Annotated in this window: 16 protein-coding genes and 2 pseudogenes; 4 read left to right on the top strand and 14 right to left on the bottom strand. The window is 58.0% G+C overall.

Annotation, left to right across the window (positions count from 1 at the left end; all coding sequences use genetic code 11):
* Positions 1–164 precede the first annotated feature (164 nt).
* Both O3306_RS12570 and O3306_RS12575 read right to left on the bottom strand, forming a co-directional pair.
* A complete protein-coding gene (locus O3306_RS12570) occupies positions 165–1,550 on the bottom strand; it encodes an IS1182 family transposase (RefSeq protein WP_272007804.1) in 1,386 nt (461 codons plus the stop codon).
* 40 nt (positions 1,551–1,590) lie between these two features.
* Positions 1,591–1,755: a hypothetical protein gene (locus O3306_RS12575; protein ID WP_272007807.1), complete on the bottom strand. Its 165-nt coding sequence runs from the start codon at positions 1,753–1,755 to the stop codon at positions 1,591–1,593.
* Positions 1,756–1,910: 155 nt separating this feature from the next.
* Between O3306_RS12575 and O3306_RS12580 the strand changes: the two genes are divergently transcribed.
* The 3 genes from O3306_RS12580 to O3306_RS12590 all read left to right on the top strand — a co-directional run bounded on the left by O3306_RS12580 (position 1,911) and on the right by O3306_RS12590 (position 6,930).
* A complete protein-coding gene (locus tag O3306_RS12580; protein WP_272007810.1) occupies positions 1,911–2,405 on the top strand; it encodes a hypothetical protein in 495 nt (164 codons plus the stop codon).
* Between the two features lie 359 nt (positions 2,406–2,764).
* Positions 2,765–5,005 carry an ATP-dependent DNA helicase gene (locus tag O3306_RS12585; RefSeq protein ID WP_272007813.1) on the top strand — a complete coding sequence of 747 codons (2,241 nt, stop codon included), beginning with the start codon at positions 2,765–2,767 and terminating at the stop codon, positions 5,003–5,005.
* Positions 5,002–6,930, top strand: coding sequence for a DUF7017 domain-containing protein (locus O3306_RS12590; protein ID WP_272007814.1), 1,929 nt, complete (start codon positions 5,002–5,004; stop codon positions 6,928–6,930). Before O3306_RS12585 ends, O3306_RS12590 begins: the two co-directional genes overlap by 4 nt.
* 253 nt (positions 6,931–7,183) lie before the next feature.
* On the opposite strand, the gene O3306_RS12595 is transcribed toward O3306_RS12590, so the two are convergent.
* The 5 genes from O3306_RS12595 to O3306_RS12615 form a co-directional block, all read right to left on the bottom strand.
* Positions 7,184–7,723 (bottom strand): hypothetical protein, encoded by a 540-nt coding sequence (locus tag O3306_RS12595; RefSeq protein WP_272007817.1) that lies wholly within the window; start codon positions 7,721–7,723, stop codon positions 7,184–7,186.
* A gap of 283 nt (positions 7,724–8,006) precedes the next feature.
* Complete coding sequence (locus O3306_RS12600; protein WP_272007818.1) at positions 8,007–8,276, bottom strand: hypothetical protein; 270 nt, start codon at positions 8,274–8,276, stop codon at positions 8,007–8,009.
* 175 nt (positions 8,277–8,451) lie between these two features.
* Entirely contained in the window at positions 8,452–9,363 is a 912-nt protein-coding gene (locus O3306_RS12605) for a hypothetical protein (protein ID WP_272007819.1), read from the bottom strand.
* On the bottom strand, positions 9,360–10,061 hold the full coding sequence (locus O3306_RS12610) for a hypothetical protein (protein WP_272007821.1): 702 nt from the start codon (positions 10,059–10,061) through the stop codon (positions 9,360–9,362). The genes O3306_RS12605 and O3306_RS12610 overlap by 4 nt, the downstream gene beginning before the upstream one ends.
* A 110-nt stretch (positions 10,062–10,171) precedes the next feature.
* Positions 10,172–10,441: a hypothetical protein gene (locus O3306_RS12615; RefSeq protein WP_272007823.1), complete on the bottom strand. Its 270-nt coding sequence runs from the start codon at positions 10,439–10,441 to the stop codon at positions 10,172–10,174.
* A 163-nt stretch (positions 10,442–10,604) separates the two neighbouring features.
* Between O3306_RS12615 and O3306_RS12620 the strand changes: the two are divergent.
* Positions 10,605–10,775 (top strand): annotated as a pseudogene (locus tag O3306_RS12620) (transposase); the annotation flags it as partial.
* Here the strand turns inward: O3306_RS12620 and O3306_RS12625 are convergent.
* From O3306_RS12625 to O3306_RS12655, 7 genes and pseudogenes are all read right to left on the bottom strand, one after another.
* A pseudogene (locus O3306_RS12625) lies at positions 10,755–11,217 on the bottom strand (transposase); the annotation flags it as partial. The pseudogenes O3306_RS12620 and O3306_RS12625 overlap by 21 nt on opposite strands.
* A gap of 670 nt (positions 11,218–11,887) precedes the next feature.
* The gene (locus O3306_RS12630; RefSeq protein ID WP_272007826.1) at positions 11,888–12,187 is read right to left on the bottom strand and encodes a hypothetical protein; all 300 of its coding nucleotides are present in this window, start codon (positions 12,185–12,187) and stop codon (positions 11,888–11,890) included.
* On the bottom strand, positions 12,184–13,659 hold the full coding sequence (locus O3306_RS12635) for a YfjI family protein (protein WP_272007829.1): 1,476 nt from the start codon (positions 13,657–13,659) through the stop codon (positions 12,184–12,186). The genes O3306_RS12630 and O3306_RS12635 overlap by 4 nt, the downstream gene beginning before the upstream one ends.
* A complete protein-coding gene (locus O3306_RS12640; protein WP_272007831.1) occupies positions 13,646–14,569 on the bottom strand; it encodes a DUF7146 domain-containing protein in 924 nt (307 codons plus the stop codon). The genes O3306_RS12635 and O3306_RS12640 overlap by 14 nt, the downstream gene beginning before the upstream one ends.
* Positions 14,570–14,727: 158 nt before the next feature.
* Positions 14,728–14,910, bottom strand: a complete 183-nt coding sequence (locus O3306_RS12645) for a helix-turn-helix transcriptional regulator (protein ID WP_272007834.1) — start codon at positions 14,908–14,910, stop codon at positions 14,728–14,730.
* A gap of 72 nt (positions 14,911–14,982) precedes the next feature.
* Entirely contained in the window at positions 14,983–15,753 is a 771-nt protein-coding gene (locus tag O3306_RS12650; protein WP_272007837.1) for a hypothetical protein, read from the bottom strand.
* Positions 15,750–16,943 (bottom strand): tyrosine-type recombinase/integrase, encoded by a 1,194-nt coding sequence (locus O3306_RS12655; protein ID WP_272007839.1) that lies wholly within the window; start codon positions 16,941–16,943, stop codon positions 15,750–15,752. Before O3306_RS12655 ends, O3306_RS12650 begins: the two co-directional genes overlap by 4 nt.
* Positions 16,944–17,312 lie beyond the last annotated feature (369 nt).

The raw sequence follows: 17,312 nt of genomic DNA on the forward strand, positions 1-17,312 counted from the left end.
GCGCCAAGCCCGCGTTCGAGGTGGCCTGAATGTCGGCTTCTAATCTCACAGCTTGGATGGCTCGTTGCTGCGGCGAAGGTCGGCTGTCCGCCCATTCCGTGGAAAAACGCCCGTTCGCGGGCGCAGAATTTCGTTGCTTGAGTTGGGCGCGAGCGCCTTTCCTATCAGGCTGTGCGCGTCTGCTGCGGTGCAGGAAAGATCTTGGCCAATTTGCGGATGTTTTGGGCGGTTGCGGCGAGGAGGAATTCGTCATTTGCACCGCATGGGCCACGTAATCGGAGCTTTCCGAGGCCGAGGATGCGCTTGAGGTGCGCGAAGAGCATCTCGACCTTCTTCCGGAGCTTCATGGAGATATCGTATTGCTTGGTCTTAGCGATGTCTCGGGCTATTTGGCGGGCGTCTTCGTGTTCTTCGCGGGTGATCGATCTGGCGTCTGCATTCGGGCAGCATTTCGCCTTGGACGGGCAAGTCTGGCAGGTCAGTTTTAGGGCACGGTATTTGGTTCTGCCCTGTCCGGTCGGCCCTCGGTTCGGATCGGAATAGTTTCGCCGGAACTGCTTCAGCTCTTGGCCCTCGGGGCAGATGTATTGGTCGTTCTCTGCATCCCACTCGAAGTCAGCCCGGCTCCAGGTGCCGTCGCTGCGGCCAGATTTGTCGAAGACGGGGATGTGCGGGTTAATCTTGCGTTCAACCAGCCAACCCAGCATCGGTCCGGTGCCATTGGCCGTGTCAGCGATCAGGCGTTCGGGATGCAGGTCGAACTTCTCCTTGACCCGCTTCAACATGGTCTTTGTCGACCCGACCTCGGCTTGCCGGATGGAGCGGGTGGGTTCCACATCCAAGATGACACCATGATCCGCGTCGATGAGATAATTGTCGGAATAGCTGAAGAATGCAGGGCCTTTACGGGCTGCTGTCCATTGGCTTGCGGGATCAGAACGCGAGGTGAACTTGGGTTGCACCTCGCTGGCGGCGCCAAAAGCGGCCTCGTCCAGGGTGTCGAGATACTCGCGCACGGCGCGGGGCGCATCGGCGGGATCGATTTGTCCCGCGTCCCAGTTCTCTTTCGGCGTGGAGTTCTGCTTGTTCGCATCGGCTTCGATCAGGCTGGCATCAATCGCCATGCGCTGGCCGCTGACCAGACCTTCTTGGATACACCAAGCGACAGTCGTCTCGAACAGGTGCCGCAGCAGTTCGCTTTCTCGAAACCGACCGTGGCGGTTCTTGGAAAAGGTTGAGTGATCCGGAACCCGGTCGCTCAGATCAAGCCGACAAAACCACCGATAGGCGAGGTTCAGATGCACCTCTTCGCAAAGCCGCCGTTCCGACCGGATGCCGAAGCAATAGCCGACCAGGAGCATGCGGATCAGCAACTCGGGATCGACGGATGGACGGCCCGTGTGGCTGTAGAAATCCGCCAGATACGCGCGGACGTCAGTCAAATCGACGAAGCGGTCGATGGACCGAAGAAGGTGATCCTGAGGGACATGATCTTCCAGCGAGAACTCGTAGAACAGCGACGGCTGCGCCGCCTGCCTTGGTCCCATCATCGCAAATCCTCCCGCCCAATGCGGGAATTGAATCAGTAGTTCAGGCCGCAATCAAGGAGGAGTTTTTCAACAAAATACGCCGCTTGTTTCGATCGACGCGAACGACCCAAAGCTGCCCTTCGAGATGCGACTTTGCTGCCAAACAGTGGTCCTCAAAGCGGTCGCTCGACAATGTGTGCAGCATTTCCTCCTGTCCACCCAGCATTCTCGTTTCAAACCTTGCGCCCATTCGCGCTCACGCCATAGTGGTCGCAACAAGAGAGACACGGTAGAATATGAAGGTCGAACTAATACCCACACCCAAGAATAAGCGAGCAGGTGGCATCAAGTTCAAACCGTTGTCCCCGGAGATATACATACATGAATGATGACGTCGTTTCTTGGTCCGGTAGCTTTCTCCAACTCGCTTATGACGATCAATATGCCGTCGCGCAGCTTGTCAAAAATGGGAAGGCAGTCGTTGGCACCGTTGAGCAGATCCTCGCGCGGCTCGAGCGGACACGGTGCATCACGGTGTTGCGCGAGACGAACACAAATATCATCGTCGCTGCGGCGGCATTGAAACAGCCTGCCTCAATCTATCGCGTCGATAACTTCACCAAGGCAGGCGTGCAGATTAGTGGCTTCGAGGTCGCCCCAGAGCTCGGTTATGTCGTGGTTGACCCTGATATGCAGGGCAAGAAGCTCTCAGGAAGGCTCGTCAGCGTTATTGTCGAGAAGATCAACGAGCCAACCTTTGCCACAACCGACAGCATCACCATGCACAACAATCTCGCACGCGCGGGGTTCAACAGGGTCGGAGACGAATGGCAGGGCAAGAAAGGCAAGCTCTCGCTCTGGATCATTACGCCGTGATCGGCTTTTTCCTAAACTGATTGAAATGAAAATTTCTCGGCCCAAACCAGCCTTTCAAAACTCCATGATCGCCGCAGTGCCATTTTCCGAAGCAGTCCTTCCTGCGCACCGCAGCATTTCCATCGGCAGCGCCGTCCTGAACTGCTAAACCGCGTTCGGCATACCTGCGGCGGAGGCAATGGCAGAAGTCTACCCGGGAAAGGGAATCATCGCCGTCACCCGATGTGTGCAACAAGGTAGGGTTGATGTACCGCGGACTTCATGATTGGCTAATAATTGAAAAACTTAAACGCCAAGCCTTACTTTTCGGAAAGGCTTTGATTGCATCAGGAGGGGCAGCTGCCCGAACGTATTTGGACATGCGATTACTTGCCCGGGACGGTCTGACAAGTTCAGCCGAATATCTCTTCTACCTACTCCGCGATTACGATCTGACGCCCGGGCAGTCCGAGGTCGTTATCCATCTGGGCAACTTCCTCGACAGCGACACTCACGATGTGTTCCTTCTCAAGGGGCATGCGGGCACCGGCAAGACCTTCCTGATCGATGCCCTCGTCAAGTTGCTTCGCGCTCAGCGCCGGACATACGCGCTCTCGGCTCCCACGGGGCGAGCAGCCAAGGTCATCCAGGAAAAAACTCAAGCCGACGCCTCAACCATCCACGGGATGATCTACGACTTCGACAAGATCGAAGAGCACAAGACCGAGGGTGTGGAAGGCTCCGAGACGTACAAGCTCATCGTCAGCATGTCGGTGAACGACGCACCAGCGGACACCGTCTTCATCACGGACGAGGCCTCCCTGATCTCCGATCAATACTCGGAAGCGGAATTCTTTCAATTCGGATCAGGGTATTTGCTGCGCGACCTGATGCATTTCGTCAACTTCGACAACAACAAGCATCGAAAGAAGCTGATCCTCATTGGTGACGATGCCCAGTTGCCGCCTGTCGGCATGTCGTTCTCGCCGGCCCTCTCGACCGACTACCTTGTGAAGAATTTCGGTGTTCGGGTGTTCGACTACGAACTATCCGATATCGTTCGCCAGAAAGCCGACAGCGGCATTCTCAGCAATGTCCAACCCCTGCGGGAAAGCCTGAGAAACGGTGTCTACAACAAGCTGGCATTCGACACCAAGCCGGCGGACGTCGATCGTATCGGCATAGACCAGGTAGTCTCGACCTTCCTCGAAGCATCCGGAAACCGCGTAAACAACTCTTCCGTCGTCATCACCCGGTCAAACGCCGAGGCCGGCATGTTCAACCGCTCCATACGTGAACGGCTGTTTCTCGATCAGCCCGAAGCCGCCCCGGGCGACAAGCTCATGGTGGTGAAGAACACCAAGGTCTCAGGGATCCGCATCTCGAACGGGGACTTCGCGTTTGTCCGGTCCATCTCGGACGACCGCAAGGTCCGCCGGGTCACGCTTCGCCGAAAGAACGAGGAAACCGGGGCCGTCGAAGAGATCCCCGTTGAGCTGTCGTTCAGGGAGGCAGAACTCGGATTGCGCTTGGTCGATGGGTCGGCGGTCTTCGTCACCACGAACATCCTCGAGAACCTCCTCTACGAGGACCGGCCTCAGCTCAGCTCGGACGAAAACAAGGCGCTCTACGTCGACTTTTGCCAGAGGTATGCCGACCTCAGGAAGGACCCACAGGCGTTCCGCCAGGCATTGATGGACGACCCTTTCTTCAATGCGCTGCGGGTCAAGTTCGGCTACGCTATCACCTGCCACAAGGCGCAGGGCAGCGAGTGGGACACCGCCATCGTCAGTTGCACTTCGTTAGGCAATCCGCTGGCGGCCGACAATTTTCGCTGGCTCTACACGGCATGCACGCGTGCGAAATCGCACCTCTTCCTTCTTGATCCGCCGAGGATCGAGATAGGTTCTGGCATCAAGACTGCGGGTCTCGCTCCAGATCTTCTCAGCGCGTCGACTGCTCCGTCCAATTTCGAGGCAACCGCTGCGCCAAGGCTCCTCGCAGCGGCCGATCCCGCGAGCACAGCATCAAGCGATTCAGGCCAGCCGACGCCCGCTGATTTTCGCGAGGCCATCCGCCAACGGGTCGAGGTCCTCTTGGCCGGAGCAGCCATCGAGATAGAAGGCATCGATCATAACCAATACCAGGAGGCGTATTTCTTTCGCCGTGGCGAAAGCCAGGCGAGGATCAACATCTGCTACAACGGCAGGCTCAAAATCACCCGCGTCATCGCTGCGCAATCAGGCGAGCTGACCGACATGTTGATGGCAGAACTCTCCGGGATGGTCGGTGAAAGCTACGCTGCTATTCCGCGCTCAACGCCGGAGGCCGCTGCGGGCAGCGGCGTTCAGGGACCAAGTTTCGCGCATCTGTTCCTGGAAGAGTTTCACCAGAAGCTTTCGACCCTAATGCAGGCTCACGCGATTGATGTCGCCGGGCTCGAGCAGAAACAGTGGTTTCAGCGCTACAGCTTCCAGCGCCTCGGAGAGCATGCTGCGGTCGACATCTACTACAACGGCAGGCATGTCTTCACCAAGTGTCAGCCGGTCGGACACGTTCAAGTGCCATCAGCGCTCCTGCGCGACGTGATCGAAATCCTGACCGTCGAGATGAGCGCATGAGCGACACGAAGGAGATCTTCCGCCTCCGGAAGGTGGGAAAGATCGACCAAGCCTACACGCTGGCAAAAGAGGCGATGGCGGGTCCCGATACCGATGACTGGGATATCCGGGCCCTTAGCTGGTGTCTTGTCGATCTTCTCAAGCGCGCCGCCCGCCAGAACGACAGGGCGCGCCTTTCAACGTTTGCCGGCGAGCTCGATGCCCTGCCCCTGCCAGAGGGGGACGATATCCTCGAGAATCAACGTCGGTTCGCGCTCTCTCTCGCGGAGAAAGGGCGACACGAGATCCTTTCCGCACGGAACCACAGCAAGGCAGGACACTACGCGAAAGCCTGCCGAATCTACCACGATCTTCTTGCGAGGGATGCGCTCTTCCCTGCCGATCATCTGGGCTACGGCTGGGATCTCTACCGCTGGACGAAGGACATCCTGTCCGCATCCGACACCCCGGCACCTGCTGCAATCGGGCAAGCCCGTCGCAACCTCAACATCTACATGAAGCTCAGCGTCGATCGGCCATCACCGCTCCACAGCTGCATGCTGAAAATCGCCTGGCAGCTTGCCTCCGACAATCATCTCAACCTCCCGGCTTTTGTCGGTTTATGGGGCCTCGAGAATCTCCTCCCTGACGACTACGACCGCTTCACGACAACCGAAGGCAAGACGCTTCCGGCACTTGCCGAGAAGGTTGTGCAGCGCGCCGCAAAGGATGCCGCCGCGGCGGGGAATACGCGCGCCATCGCCGTGCTCATGCCGCATCTCGAAGCGATGATGGCCCGCTATCCAGACAACGTCTGGTTCCGTCAGAACCTGGTCAAATTCCTCGCCTCGCTTGGCCGCCACGAAGAGGCGCGCGAACAAGCGATCCTGTTCGCCCGGGAGAAGTCGCAGGAATTCTGGGCTTGGGACTTGCTGGGCGACCTCCAGGTCGAGCCGGACCTCCGGATTGCGTGCTACTGCAAGGGGCTGATGTGTCCCTCCGAGGAGGATTTCGTGGGGCGTCTGCGGCTCAAGCTCGCGCGCGAGCTGAGCACCCAAGGGCATCCAAGCGAAGCGCGAGGCGAAATCGAGGCTGTTCTCTCGCATCGTGAGAAATCGGGATACCGCATTCCTCGCGAAGCGGAGGAGCTCATGGCGGCGTCGTGGTTTACGCGAGCTACGGCCGTGTCGCCGAGCAAGAAGTTCTACATCCAGTTCGCCACTCGCGCAGAGGAGATCCTTTTCGAGGATATCGAGTGGATCAATGCATGCGTCGGCGAGAGCTTCACGATCGAGAGCGAAAAGCGCAAGACCCTTCGCAGGCTCTACATCTCAGGCAAGCCTATGGCACGGGAGATTACCGTTCCCGAGCGCGCGTTGAGGCTAAGAGATCTAAAGTCAGGACAGCCGATCCGGATCAAGGCAGATATCGGTGCCTCCATCAGCGACCGCACGAAGCTGTATACCGCCGCTTTGCGCGATGATGGAGTAGTTTACGATACGCTCCATGAGATCACAGGCGTCGTAGATCACGTGAATTTCTCGAAAGGGGTTCTTCATGTCATCGCAAGCCGCGAGATAGACGGCGTGATTCCCCTTTCGGACGTCAACGCTTCGGTAGGCGATCACATCGCCTTGCGGGTTGCCCGCTACAGCACGCGAAAAGGGGTGCGGACCCGCGTGGTAACCGCCGCCCCCACCGATGCGGAGGTGGACGAGACCGTCTGCCGACGTTTCCGGACCACCGTGCGGATCAGCAACGGCATGGGTTTCACAGATGACGGAATATTCATTCCACCTAACATCGTTCGCGCCCATGACATGCAAGAGGACGAGCTCGTATCGGGCCGGGCCGTCATCAACTTCGACAAGAAGAAACGCAGCTGGGGCTGGAAGGCGCTGACGGTTGACGTCTCCGAGGACACACGCGTGGTCCATAACCCGTAATGTGGCCAATAGAGGTTCGACTAAAACGAAGAACGATCGGATTCGGCGCTCGGAACTTGACGCCGAGCGCCTATGCGGCCAGCTGCAAACAGCCCGAAAGGTCGCATGAAGCCCGGATCATAGACGGTAGGAAATCCATATTGCTCGAAAGCCTACTTCAGTGATCACCTCTTTGCAGGGCGCAGGCAAAAAAGCCGCCGCGTCGTCAGAGCCTTCTATATTGTAGGGCGCAGATAAATCCGTGCAACAAGTTCTAAAAATCGGGAAATTCTTCGCGCAGAACTTGGCCCAATCCTCTGCAAGCCAGTTCTTTCTTGAAGGGTTCTCGCAGAGCGGGTTTGCGAGCGAGGTCCCTCCTGATGCTGCGGATGAGTTCTTCGTGCTGGACCACCGCCTCGTCGAATCCTTCCTGGCGCAGCTGCATTTCCAGGGGATCGCCTGGATTTTCCATGGCGCTCGTAGGTGCGGAGGGTCGGCCTGCACGAACCCAAGCGGGTTCTGGTTCCCGGGGCATTTGCTTGCCGTAGTCTGGATCCAACTCGAGGAAGATCTTTTTGAGTTCAGGGTCTGCGTTCAGCTTTTCGTCCAGCTGGACTACGTGTTCGACGTAATCCAAGGCCGCGCGTAATGAGAGCCTGCACATTCTGAACCACTCTTCGTTGAGCCGCGCCTTGGTTCTAATTTTCATGGCGTATGTTCTGCGCTTGAGATCAGAGGCCGACTTCTCCATTTTTGCGCTGGCCTGCGCCATTTTCTGAGCACCACGCGCGCTGGCCTCGAAGAACGATTTCATGAAAGACCTTCCTGTTTTTTCGGAGTTGCACTTTGCGTGTGAGGCTCTGCAAGGGCACTTTTCCTTTCTTTCGCCCGACAAGAGTGAAAGACAGCGAGAAAGAGACATGCAAAAAAAATTGACCGGACCACTCCGGCCGCCAGATTCGTTCGACCCTCTTCACGTTCACCTGACCTTCTCCCCTGGAGCCGGGCCATTGCGACCTGGAATTTTCCACTTCTGAATGGATGAAGAGGACTTCCCCCCCCCCTGAACATACGCGGCCCGATTCCAAAGAAAAAGGTCAATTGTCAGCCAAGGCATGGACAGTAGATTGCGAGTTCCTTTTGGGGGTTGTCGCGGCTTTCCTGAACTCAAGAGCGCGCTCGTAGCGCCCCATGATCACGGCGCGGCGTGATGCCTCTGGACCGGCCGCACCGCCGTAGTCATTTTTGAGTCTCTCGGCGGCTTTGATGCGTCTCGCGAGCTCTTCATATGCCTGCGCGCGATCCTTGGAGCGTTCCCGCCAATCTGCTTTTAGCCGCTCCTGATCGATCTGTTGCGAGGTGAGCATAGAACGGCGCTCTGCGAGGTATCCGGCCCGTAGATCATTCAGACGCGTCTTGTGGGCGTTTATGCCATTGGGGCTGTGAATGGGGAAAATGACCATAAATCAGAGACAAAACTCATCGGAGAAAACGCAATGAGGGGGCCTGAATGTCCCCTCATTTCCGCCGGTCTTAGACGATTCAGTCGCTTTTCAGTTCAAGAAGGTGCCGCACACCTCTTGCTGCAAAGTCTGCTCGTGGAACATCAAGCGCATCAGCCAGAATTACTAGGGCATCCACATCAGGGGCAACTGCGCGCCCTTCAATCAGCCCGGCATACCATTCCGGATCTATCACTGATCCGGTCATGCTTGAGAGTCCGGCAAGCTCGGTTATTCGCTTTACGGCTGTCGGAAATGGGATGGATAGATCGGCAAGCGTATCGCGTATTGCGATGCGAATGCGGTCGGGCGCCGAGCCGGTCGCATTCGCAATGAAACCTCGACGGCGACTCAACCATTGCAGGGCGTCATTGGCCGACAAGGTATAAGACGACCTGTCTTTGTCCGCGGTATTGGGCGGATCCAACCTGAAACCCTCTTTGCTGAGAGATGAGCGCACGGTCGCTTCCGCCATGTTAGAAAGAAGCGACAGTTGTCGGACCGTCAGATCGCTATCATGCTCGGTCCAGTTCCAGCGGGCGAAGGCCGTTTCGAAGACCCGCCGCAATGGCAAATCATTCCAGAGGTTGAGGCCGGTTGGTTCGCCTTCACTGTCGTTCAGCGCGTATCCGCCGCTGAGCAATCCGCAGCCTATTTCATGCCAATGCTCGGGCGTGAAACTTTCCCAACCGTCGACTTGGTAGGCATAGCACCAAGCTGCGCGCGCATGGCCATGAAGGGCATGCCGGGTGATGTCGATACTCTCGATCTCTTCGGGGTTCATCCATTCCCGACTGGCAATCTCGACCGGCTGGCCGAGAAACGCGTTGACCGTCGCGCCATTGTCTTGGGGCCCGAAGTTCTGAAGTATCGACGCCATCGCGATAATCGCGTCGCGAACCTGAGCCTCAATCTCGGGCCAGTCGTGCGGAATATTCGCTGCCTGACTCATGCCGAAGCTCCCTTGAGAGAGGCCATTTGTGCCATGAGCATCTTGAATGCGCTCAGGAGCTTAGCCGGGTTCGTTTGTCGCGAAGCGAGTTCAGGTGGCTTCCGCCCGAGGAATACTGCAATACGCTCAGCGTTCGCTCCGCTCGGATGCGGCAGTCCGCGCAGGATTTTTTTTCGGTCAAGCAGCCCTTGCCGGGCGAGGTGCCCAAGCGCTGCTTCAGGTCGCGGACCGAGAGGTAGCCAAAGGGCGTCAGGCAGCATCCGGGCCTCTTCGGCGAGGTGCGTTTCGACCATCCGGCGCAAAAGCGGTGTTTTCAGCATGTCCGGCGCACCGTTGTAGTTCTTGCCGTTGACGAGAACCGGATATCGCAGAGCCGATGTAAAATGCACGTCCTGCGATCCGGGATGGAAGATTTCGGCGGTGGTCTGGACGCCCAGATGTTCGGCCACGCCGATTGCATCCAGCATTGCTACGAGGTTTGCTCTGAGTGGCCCGCTGAAGCTGCCGATCAATTTGGCCTCGGCGAGGGCTTCGGAAATAGAGCTACCACTTTCAAGGGCGCTTTGGGCAGCCGACAGGGCATTTGTCGCCTGCACCCGGCCTGGCGTTATACCTACGATCACGAGTTTGGCTTTCCGGGCAATATGATCGAAGGGCGCATATGCGACCCTTAGGGCGCCGTTCTGGGCGATGGTCATGGCCCTGCTGTCCAGCTGGTCGGCGGCAGGCGCAGTGGTGAGACGACCGAGATGGGTCGTGGCGAGGGAAAGGTTTTGTTCCAAGGTTTGGTTGCTCCGTAGAGGTTGCATTAGCGGCGGTGCTGGCGGCGGGTGCGCCGAGCAGCAGTGATGACGGTGCCGTTGTGGGATTCGACAAGATACACTCCCCGGTAACGGCTGAGGGACTGGCGGCGGCGCAGATCTCCTTCTGCGATCAGGTCAAGTGTCGTGTCATCCAGCATCAATGAGAGCGCGCCTCGGGAATGAACCGGTTCTCCGTAAGACTGGATGAGCCGGAGAATATCCATCGGCAGGTTGCGCTGTGTCTGTCGGGCGGTTGCATGGCGTGTCATCCGCATGGGGCTCTCCTTTGGTAATATGGTGATATTGCCGCATTACCAACATGGAGTCAATCAAAAAAATTACGAGGCAATATTGCTGAATAACTATCCGCTTTGAAGTGGTCCCAGAAAATCGGACAGTCAGCTAAGGTGTATCCCAAACCTTTGAAGGGATACGAACATGGCAAAGCGCCGGAACTTTACAGATCAGTTTAAGGCCAAGGTGGCGTTGGAGGCATTGCGCGGCGACAAGACCGTGCAGGAGATCGCAGCGAAGCATCAGCTGCATCCGAACCAGGTCAGCACGTGGAAACGGCAGGCCATCGAGGGCATGGCGGACGTGTTCTCGGGCGGCAACCCGGTCAATCCACTGTCCAGACAGATCAGCCAGTGCATTGCGATTGTCGGTTGTGGCCAGAGCCTCGGTCTTGAACCGCCCCATCTGACTCGCCGACGCCGCCTTGGTTTCAACGGCTAGTCCGCCAACGACCTGCCGCATCACTGGATCGCGCGCCAGACGATCCGCGTCATTCACATCCTCGTATCCGGCCAGCCGCCCGAAGACCGACTGGCGCAACAGACCAACCAGTGTGTGCAACCGATTGTGACCCGTCCGCGTATCTCTCAGCAACCCGTCAGCAATGTCGTGCAGGCCCAGCACCTCATCCAGATTCCCGAAAAAGCAGCAATCCGCCATCCGAGCTGATCTTCGAGCCATGAAATTCCAGACGCACCCGACGGTCAAAACCGAGCCGAACATTATCCGTATTGCCCGCACCCTTCGGGTGTCCCATAATCCGCCGCCTTCCGCCCAGTTAACAGGCTGAAATATAACACGTTAGTGGGCATCAGAGCGCGGAAATCGTTACGTTACTTGGGGAATGCGGGCTGATACTGTCTTCTCTAAGTTGGTCCAATTTTTAAATAGAAACCCTATGGCTCGATCCCGCTTTCAATAACTACTGTAAGACCTAGTAGCGCCATCCATTGAGCCATGCATTCATGTAGGGCCGATATCTGCTTTTGCACCCTAGTTCGGCGGGTGTGCCTGGCTGAAAACATACGTTCTGGTCCCCCATTGCCTTGTTACATTTCATCCTCGAGCCAAGTTGGCTGTGCTATTTGTCCGCGCCGAAAACGCTCCTTGTGTCCGGATGCGTGCTGATCTTTGGATCCACGGACAATAGAATGGTTGTATTTGGCTGATCCTCCGCCAGAGTTAGCTTTCTAGGCCCGGACAAAAATGTGGTTTCCGTTTCGAAGGGCAGGTCGACCGCTTCATTTCTTAGGTCGTTGTGTCCGTGCTTAGACCCGAGATGGTGTCCGGTCTGCAGGCTACCCAAGCTGTGCCAACCGAAGCGATTCTGCGCTTTGGTTTTCGCTACGGTCTGCGGCCAGTTCCAGTCGAGCGCGGATTGACTGTGAAGATGACCGAAAATCTGTACGATGCATGAAAGACGGAGCTCATAGGTCCACCTCCGGGAAAGTGCAGCGCGCTTCTGCCAATGCAGCGGCTTCGGCTTCTGCGCGATCCTGGCCACCGTCATATTCGCGGATTGCGGCACGTTCCTCACAATAGTCGCGCGCGAGCTCCTCGGGCGTCATTTCAAGACTTTGCAGATACACCGTTCCTAATCTTCCTAATCCCTCAAATCCTGCCCCGTCGGAATCGCTTCGATTAGGAAGAATAGGAGGATTAGTATGAGGTGACCGCGTTTGCGTACGGTGCAGCGCGGCCTTTGCATCGAAGGTAAACGACGTCATGACGGCCACTCACGGACGATCAGCCATGCCTCATTGCGTGGCTTGCCGTCTACTTCTGCGTCGTCCGCCTTGATCAGAGCGCCATGAGTTTCCAGCATGTGCAGCGCCTTGCGGCTGCGATCCGTCAGCTTGAAGGGGCCGCGCTGCGTTGCGACGGCCGCTGAGATATACGGCTCCTTCCATCTTTCCAGCAGCCATTTGCGCATCCGCTCTGCGTCGGCTACCTCTCGCGGCACGATTGCCGAATCCGCAAGGCGCGCGGCTTCATTTGCGTAGAAGGTGGCGATCTCGATCGCCCCGGCCATTGTCTCGCCTGTCATCTCCTCCGCCTCCGGGTCCGCATAGATCGTCAGCACCGCCGCGATGCGTGCAGCATGTTCTGGGGCCTTGCTGGCGAAGGCGCGCACCCCCTCGAAGGGACCAGCGGGAGCCTGCGCTGTCTCCACTTTGCGGGCAAATGTGGTCAATACCGCGCGGGCGTCTTGCGACATGTGCAGCACAGGTGGCGCGAGTTCGTTTCGCTTGTTGTCCGCAAGAGGTAAGTCGCGGGAGAGCAGCGACCGAATGCGCATGGCAAAGTGCGCAATCTCAGCTTCGGCCAGCGCATCTCTTTCCATACGCAGACGCATACCGATGCGCGAGGCAGGGCGGCAAACCAAAAAGCGCGCGAGAAGTCCTTGCCCATTCGCCATCGGGTCCGAAAGCAGCGCTTCCGCCGCAACCGGCTGCACCAGAATATGCGCTGAGAAGCGCCGCCCAACGTAGGCTGCGACGCCATCGCCTGCACGCCACCTGTCGAGCGGTTGGCCATCCCACATGGCGCTGAAACTGGCGCAGGTAGCGAGCCGGTTCTCTGCTTTCATGCTATGCCCGCCGATCAGCGCGCCCCCTTCCTCGGTCATTATGCCGAGACTGGCGCGCAGTTCGGGCAGGTGCTTCACGATCCCTTCAATGGTGGGCGCGGATGCCACGATATGCGGTTTGAGCGGCGCGGTCGACTCCGGCCCGAGGGCTTGCAGATCGGCGCGCTTCGATGCGTTGTCGGCTTTCCTGTCTGCGAATATCTTTGCGCGGTCGGCCTTCCACAGTTCGTGTGCATCTCTCCAGAGCTCTTGTTCCTTATCGTAGTCAGTGCGCAGCTCGGCTTCGAAGTCGCGCACGCCCTGCATCGCGAGGCGGTCTGCAGTTGACTTGCGCTCTCCCGATTCCGCGATGGTCAGTAAAAACAGGCTTGCGGGCGCGGTGCCGTTCAGGGTTTCAGCTTCCCGGTGCCCCTGCGCTGCTAGGGCAGCCGCCGCGAGAACCGATGCCGCGCACAAAGCTTTGGGAGCCTCGGTCGCAGATGCGATCGCTTCGACCGGTGTGCAAAGTGGCCCCAGGGCCGAAACCGGAAAGGAGGCAGCCTCGGGTATTTCTCGAAGGAGCGGCGTCGGCGACTCTGCTGCAAAGGTCGTGATCTCAGGCGTTTTCACGGCGGACCTCCATCATCAAGCGATCGTTCCAGTCGATCCCGTCGCCGGGGTCCATGATGCCGACGTGCCAGCCGAGGCCTGTGGCCCGTTGTGCGAGGTCACGCCCAGCAGCACGACCTGCGGCATCGCCATCAATCGCAAGGATCAGCGACGGCCCGTGCGTCTCTGCCAATCCGGACGGGGACGCAGTTGGCAGGCGCAACCCGCGCAGGCCGCTTGTGGAAAGCGCAGCCCAGGCACGTGCCGTCGGGACCCCATGAAGCAGGAATGCCGAAAGAGTGCTTTCGATCCCCTCGCCAATCACTAGTGGCCCCGCCCCATCGGTTAGGCGCACGGCGCCGCCACGGGTGCGACCCAGCATCAGCTTGTCGCCCCCAGCCAGCCCAGCCTTGCCCGTGCCACCGGGGCGCAAATAGGTCCTGTGCACTGCGAAGGCGTCACCGCCACACACCGAGGCAACCAACGCCGGATACCGCCTGCCGGTGGGCCCATGCCAGCAGGATGGATTGAAGCGGAGGGTTTCCGGCAGGCGGCATGCAATGCCGCGTATCTCGCGCAGATAGTACCCCGCAAAGCTGCCCTTGATGGACCGACTTTCCTCCCAGCAGCGTAGCGCCTGCCGCACCTTCTGAGCCGCCGCCTCTTTCGCTTCGGAGGCACGCCGGGCGGTTGCGGCAAGATCAGGCTTGTCATAGCTGCCCTGAGCGACACCTGACGCGGCCAGAATATCGGTGAAGCTGCACTGCGCTTTCTTGCAATGCAGCAGCAGCTTGCCATCGTCGCCATTGGCAAGGGTCAACGCATTTTGGTTGTTGCGACGCTCAGGCTGGCAGACAGGGCAGGGCGCGGTGCCGTATTGTCCGTGCCATGAACCGCCCAGAATGAGGGTTGTTTCGTGTGCACTGGTCATTCCGCATACCTCCCATGAAAGTCGTGAGGATGCCAAACCTGCTGTGCTTTTCGATCCATCGGTGGTATGAAGGTAAATCCCGCTGCCAACGCTTGGTAGGCACTCCCAACCCGGGCCACGCCTGCACGCGTGCCCGGGTTCTTGCTCTTAGACATGGCTTACTTGCCCTCCTTACGCAGGGCATCAAGGTGCGTGTCGATGTCGCTTTCCCGCCAGTAGAGCTTGCCACCGAGTTTGATCGGCTTGGGCAGTCGGCCCGCTTCAAGGTCAAGATAGATGGCCGAGCGCGAGCGACCTCCCAGCTTGGCACTCAGTTCTTTCAGCGTCATATAAGTTTGCATTGCGATCATCCTGTTGTGTGTCGGATGATCCAAAACTGGCGGATTTCGGTAGTTTTGGTCCAAGGGACATCGTCAGCCAGATTCGATGTTGATGTCCCCTTGCTTCGAAGTGAATGCTCTTTGCAATGCTTTGGTAAGTGCCGCGTCAGTCTTGTTTTGGCCTGAGATGGCATAAGCTGTGCGCACAAATGACACAAAAGGGCCTTGGTAGGCTTCCCAAGTTTTCTTCGTATCGATTAGCGGCTCAGACGAGAAGAATTCTCTATATGTCGAGGCAAGCGATCGCAGAAACATGCCCTGAGCAGTGTAAGACGATTTGGGTAACGGCGCAGCGTTGCCACTTTGCTTGCCTTCCTTCTCCATCCACTTCGTCGTTGCCGTGACTACCTCAAGAATTTTCTGCACAGCTTCATCGACGCTTGGAAAATCCGGTGGCAGCTCAAGATTGAGAATTTCGGTAACGACAGGCTTCTCCGAAAGCACCCTGTTTGTGGCTTCGAATTGCCTTCTGAGTTCTGCAAGGGCATTCAGCCGCTGCTCGCGCCGAGTTGCCATAGTCAAATCAGGCCACGCGTCCTCCGAAGAGAATGCAAACGACACCGAGTCGGCAAGGTCGCTCATCTCGGCTCGCCAACGATTCATGGAGATCGGGTCAGACTCATCAGATGGATGTTGAAAACGCCCCGGTATTCTGCCTCCGGCCTCGCGCACAGCTTCAACCAGCCTTACAGCAGCCGCGACGTCCCAAACTGCTGAAGGCAGCGCCTCGCGTTCCTCACCCCAGGCTTCTCTTGCCGGTTGCGTTTCCTCGATGTCTTTCGATGGCTGCTTTCCCGACGTCATACGGTTCCCGCCAGTTTCACCTTTTGGCCCGCGCCACCGGTCACTAGGTCCGCCCAGCGTTCTGCGAGCTTTGCGCGCGGTTCGAGGTAATCCGTGCGCCGATACGCTCGCACAACGCTGCCATCGGTTACATGCGCAAGCATGGCCTCGGCCACCTCATGGGGGGCATCGGTCGCTTCAGCCAGCCATGTGCGCAGGCTGGTGCGAAAACCATGCGGACGTGCTTCCATCCCCTGCCGTGCCATGTGCCTCGAAAGGGTCATATCGCTGATCACGCCGCCGCGCGTGTTTGGAAACAGGTAACCGTTGCGGGCGAACGGCTTTGCGCCCTCGACTACAGCCCTGGCTTCCCTAGACAACGGCACGCGAAAAGCCGCCGTTGCCCCTTTGCGACCTTTCATGGCCTCCGCCGGGATGGTCCAGATGTCGCCATCAATCTGTTCAAGGCGCAGATGACGGAGTGGACCCGAGCGAACACCGGTTAGAATCAACAGGCGCAGCGCCAAGTGCGTCAACGTTGGGTCATTAAGGCTGGCGTAGAAGTCTGGCACTTCCCGCCAGTCCATTGCGGGGATGTTCTTTGGAACATGTCGTGACTTGCCCAGAAGCGCTTTTGCCTTTTCGGTCGCCTGCAGGTCCACATTCAAGCCGAGAGCGGCCGCATGTTTCAACACGATGGACAACCTATTGAGCGCCTTGCGCGCAGTGTCGGCCTTGGTGTGCCAGATCGGAGCCAAGGTGTCGCGAATGTCCCGCTGATCGAGGTCTGTCACCGGCACTTTGCCCAGCTTTGGCAGGACGTGAATGTTCAAAGGCGACAGCCACCTGCCCGCTGCGCCGTCGCCCTTCAGTTCGGCCTTGCGCGCTTCGAACGCATCCGTCGTAATGACCGCAAGGGATATATCTTCACGCCGAGCGGCCCGTCTTTCCGCTTCGCGTTCTTTGATTGGATCGCGGTTCTCCGCGGCAACGGCCCTCCAGCGCGCCGCTTGTTTCCGGGCTTCGGCCAGTCCGAGCGCAGGAAAACCGCCAAGGCCCATTTCCCGTCGCCTGCCATGAACGGTCACACGCAAAACCCACTGCGCCCCACCATCCTTGCGTTTGATAAACCAGAGCCCAGCCCCGTCGCAATACTGACCCACAGGGGGAGACTTCAGAAAACCCGCTGTTAGCCTGTTCGTTGCACGCATAAATTATCCACCTAATTGTCCACCTTTAGCTATTGGATAGAGCCGAACGGGACAAGACAGTATTGGACAGGTATCGCCATATTTTTAGGTGGATATAGTCAGGAATAGGCAGGTAAAAACGAATAAAAACAAGGCGTTGGTTCCGTGTGGGGGCACCATATTAATCAATTTCTTAGAGCTGTTTTGAAAGTGGCGGGCGTGAGTTGAATGCGTCAGGGTAACGTCTGGGGTATCAAAAGTACGACTTGGCTCGCTGACACAGCGTTCATCCTGCCAGTTAGTTTCGATTCAATACTCGGGTGGATTTGTTACCTTTGCCCCCTCAGAAGACGACAATCTGAATCGGCGTAATGATCGAGCGGATCTGGT

This window comes from Roseovarius sp. ZX-A-9, from assembly GCF_028369135.1.
Lineage (GTDB): Bacteria > Pseudomonadota > Alphaproteobacteria > Rhodobacterales > Rhodobacteraceae > Roseovarius.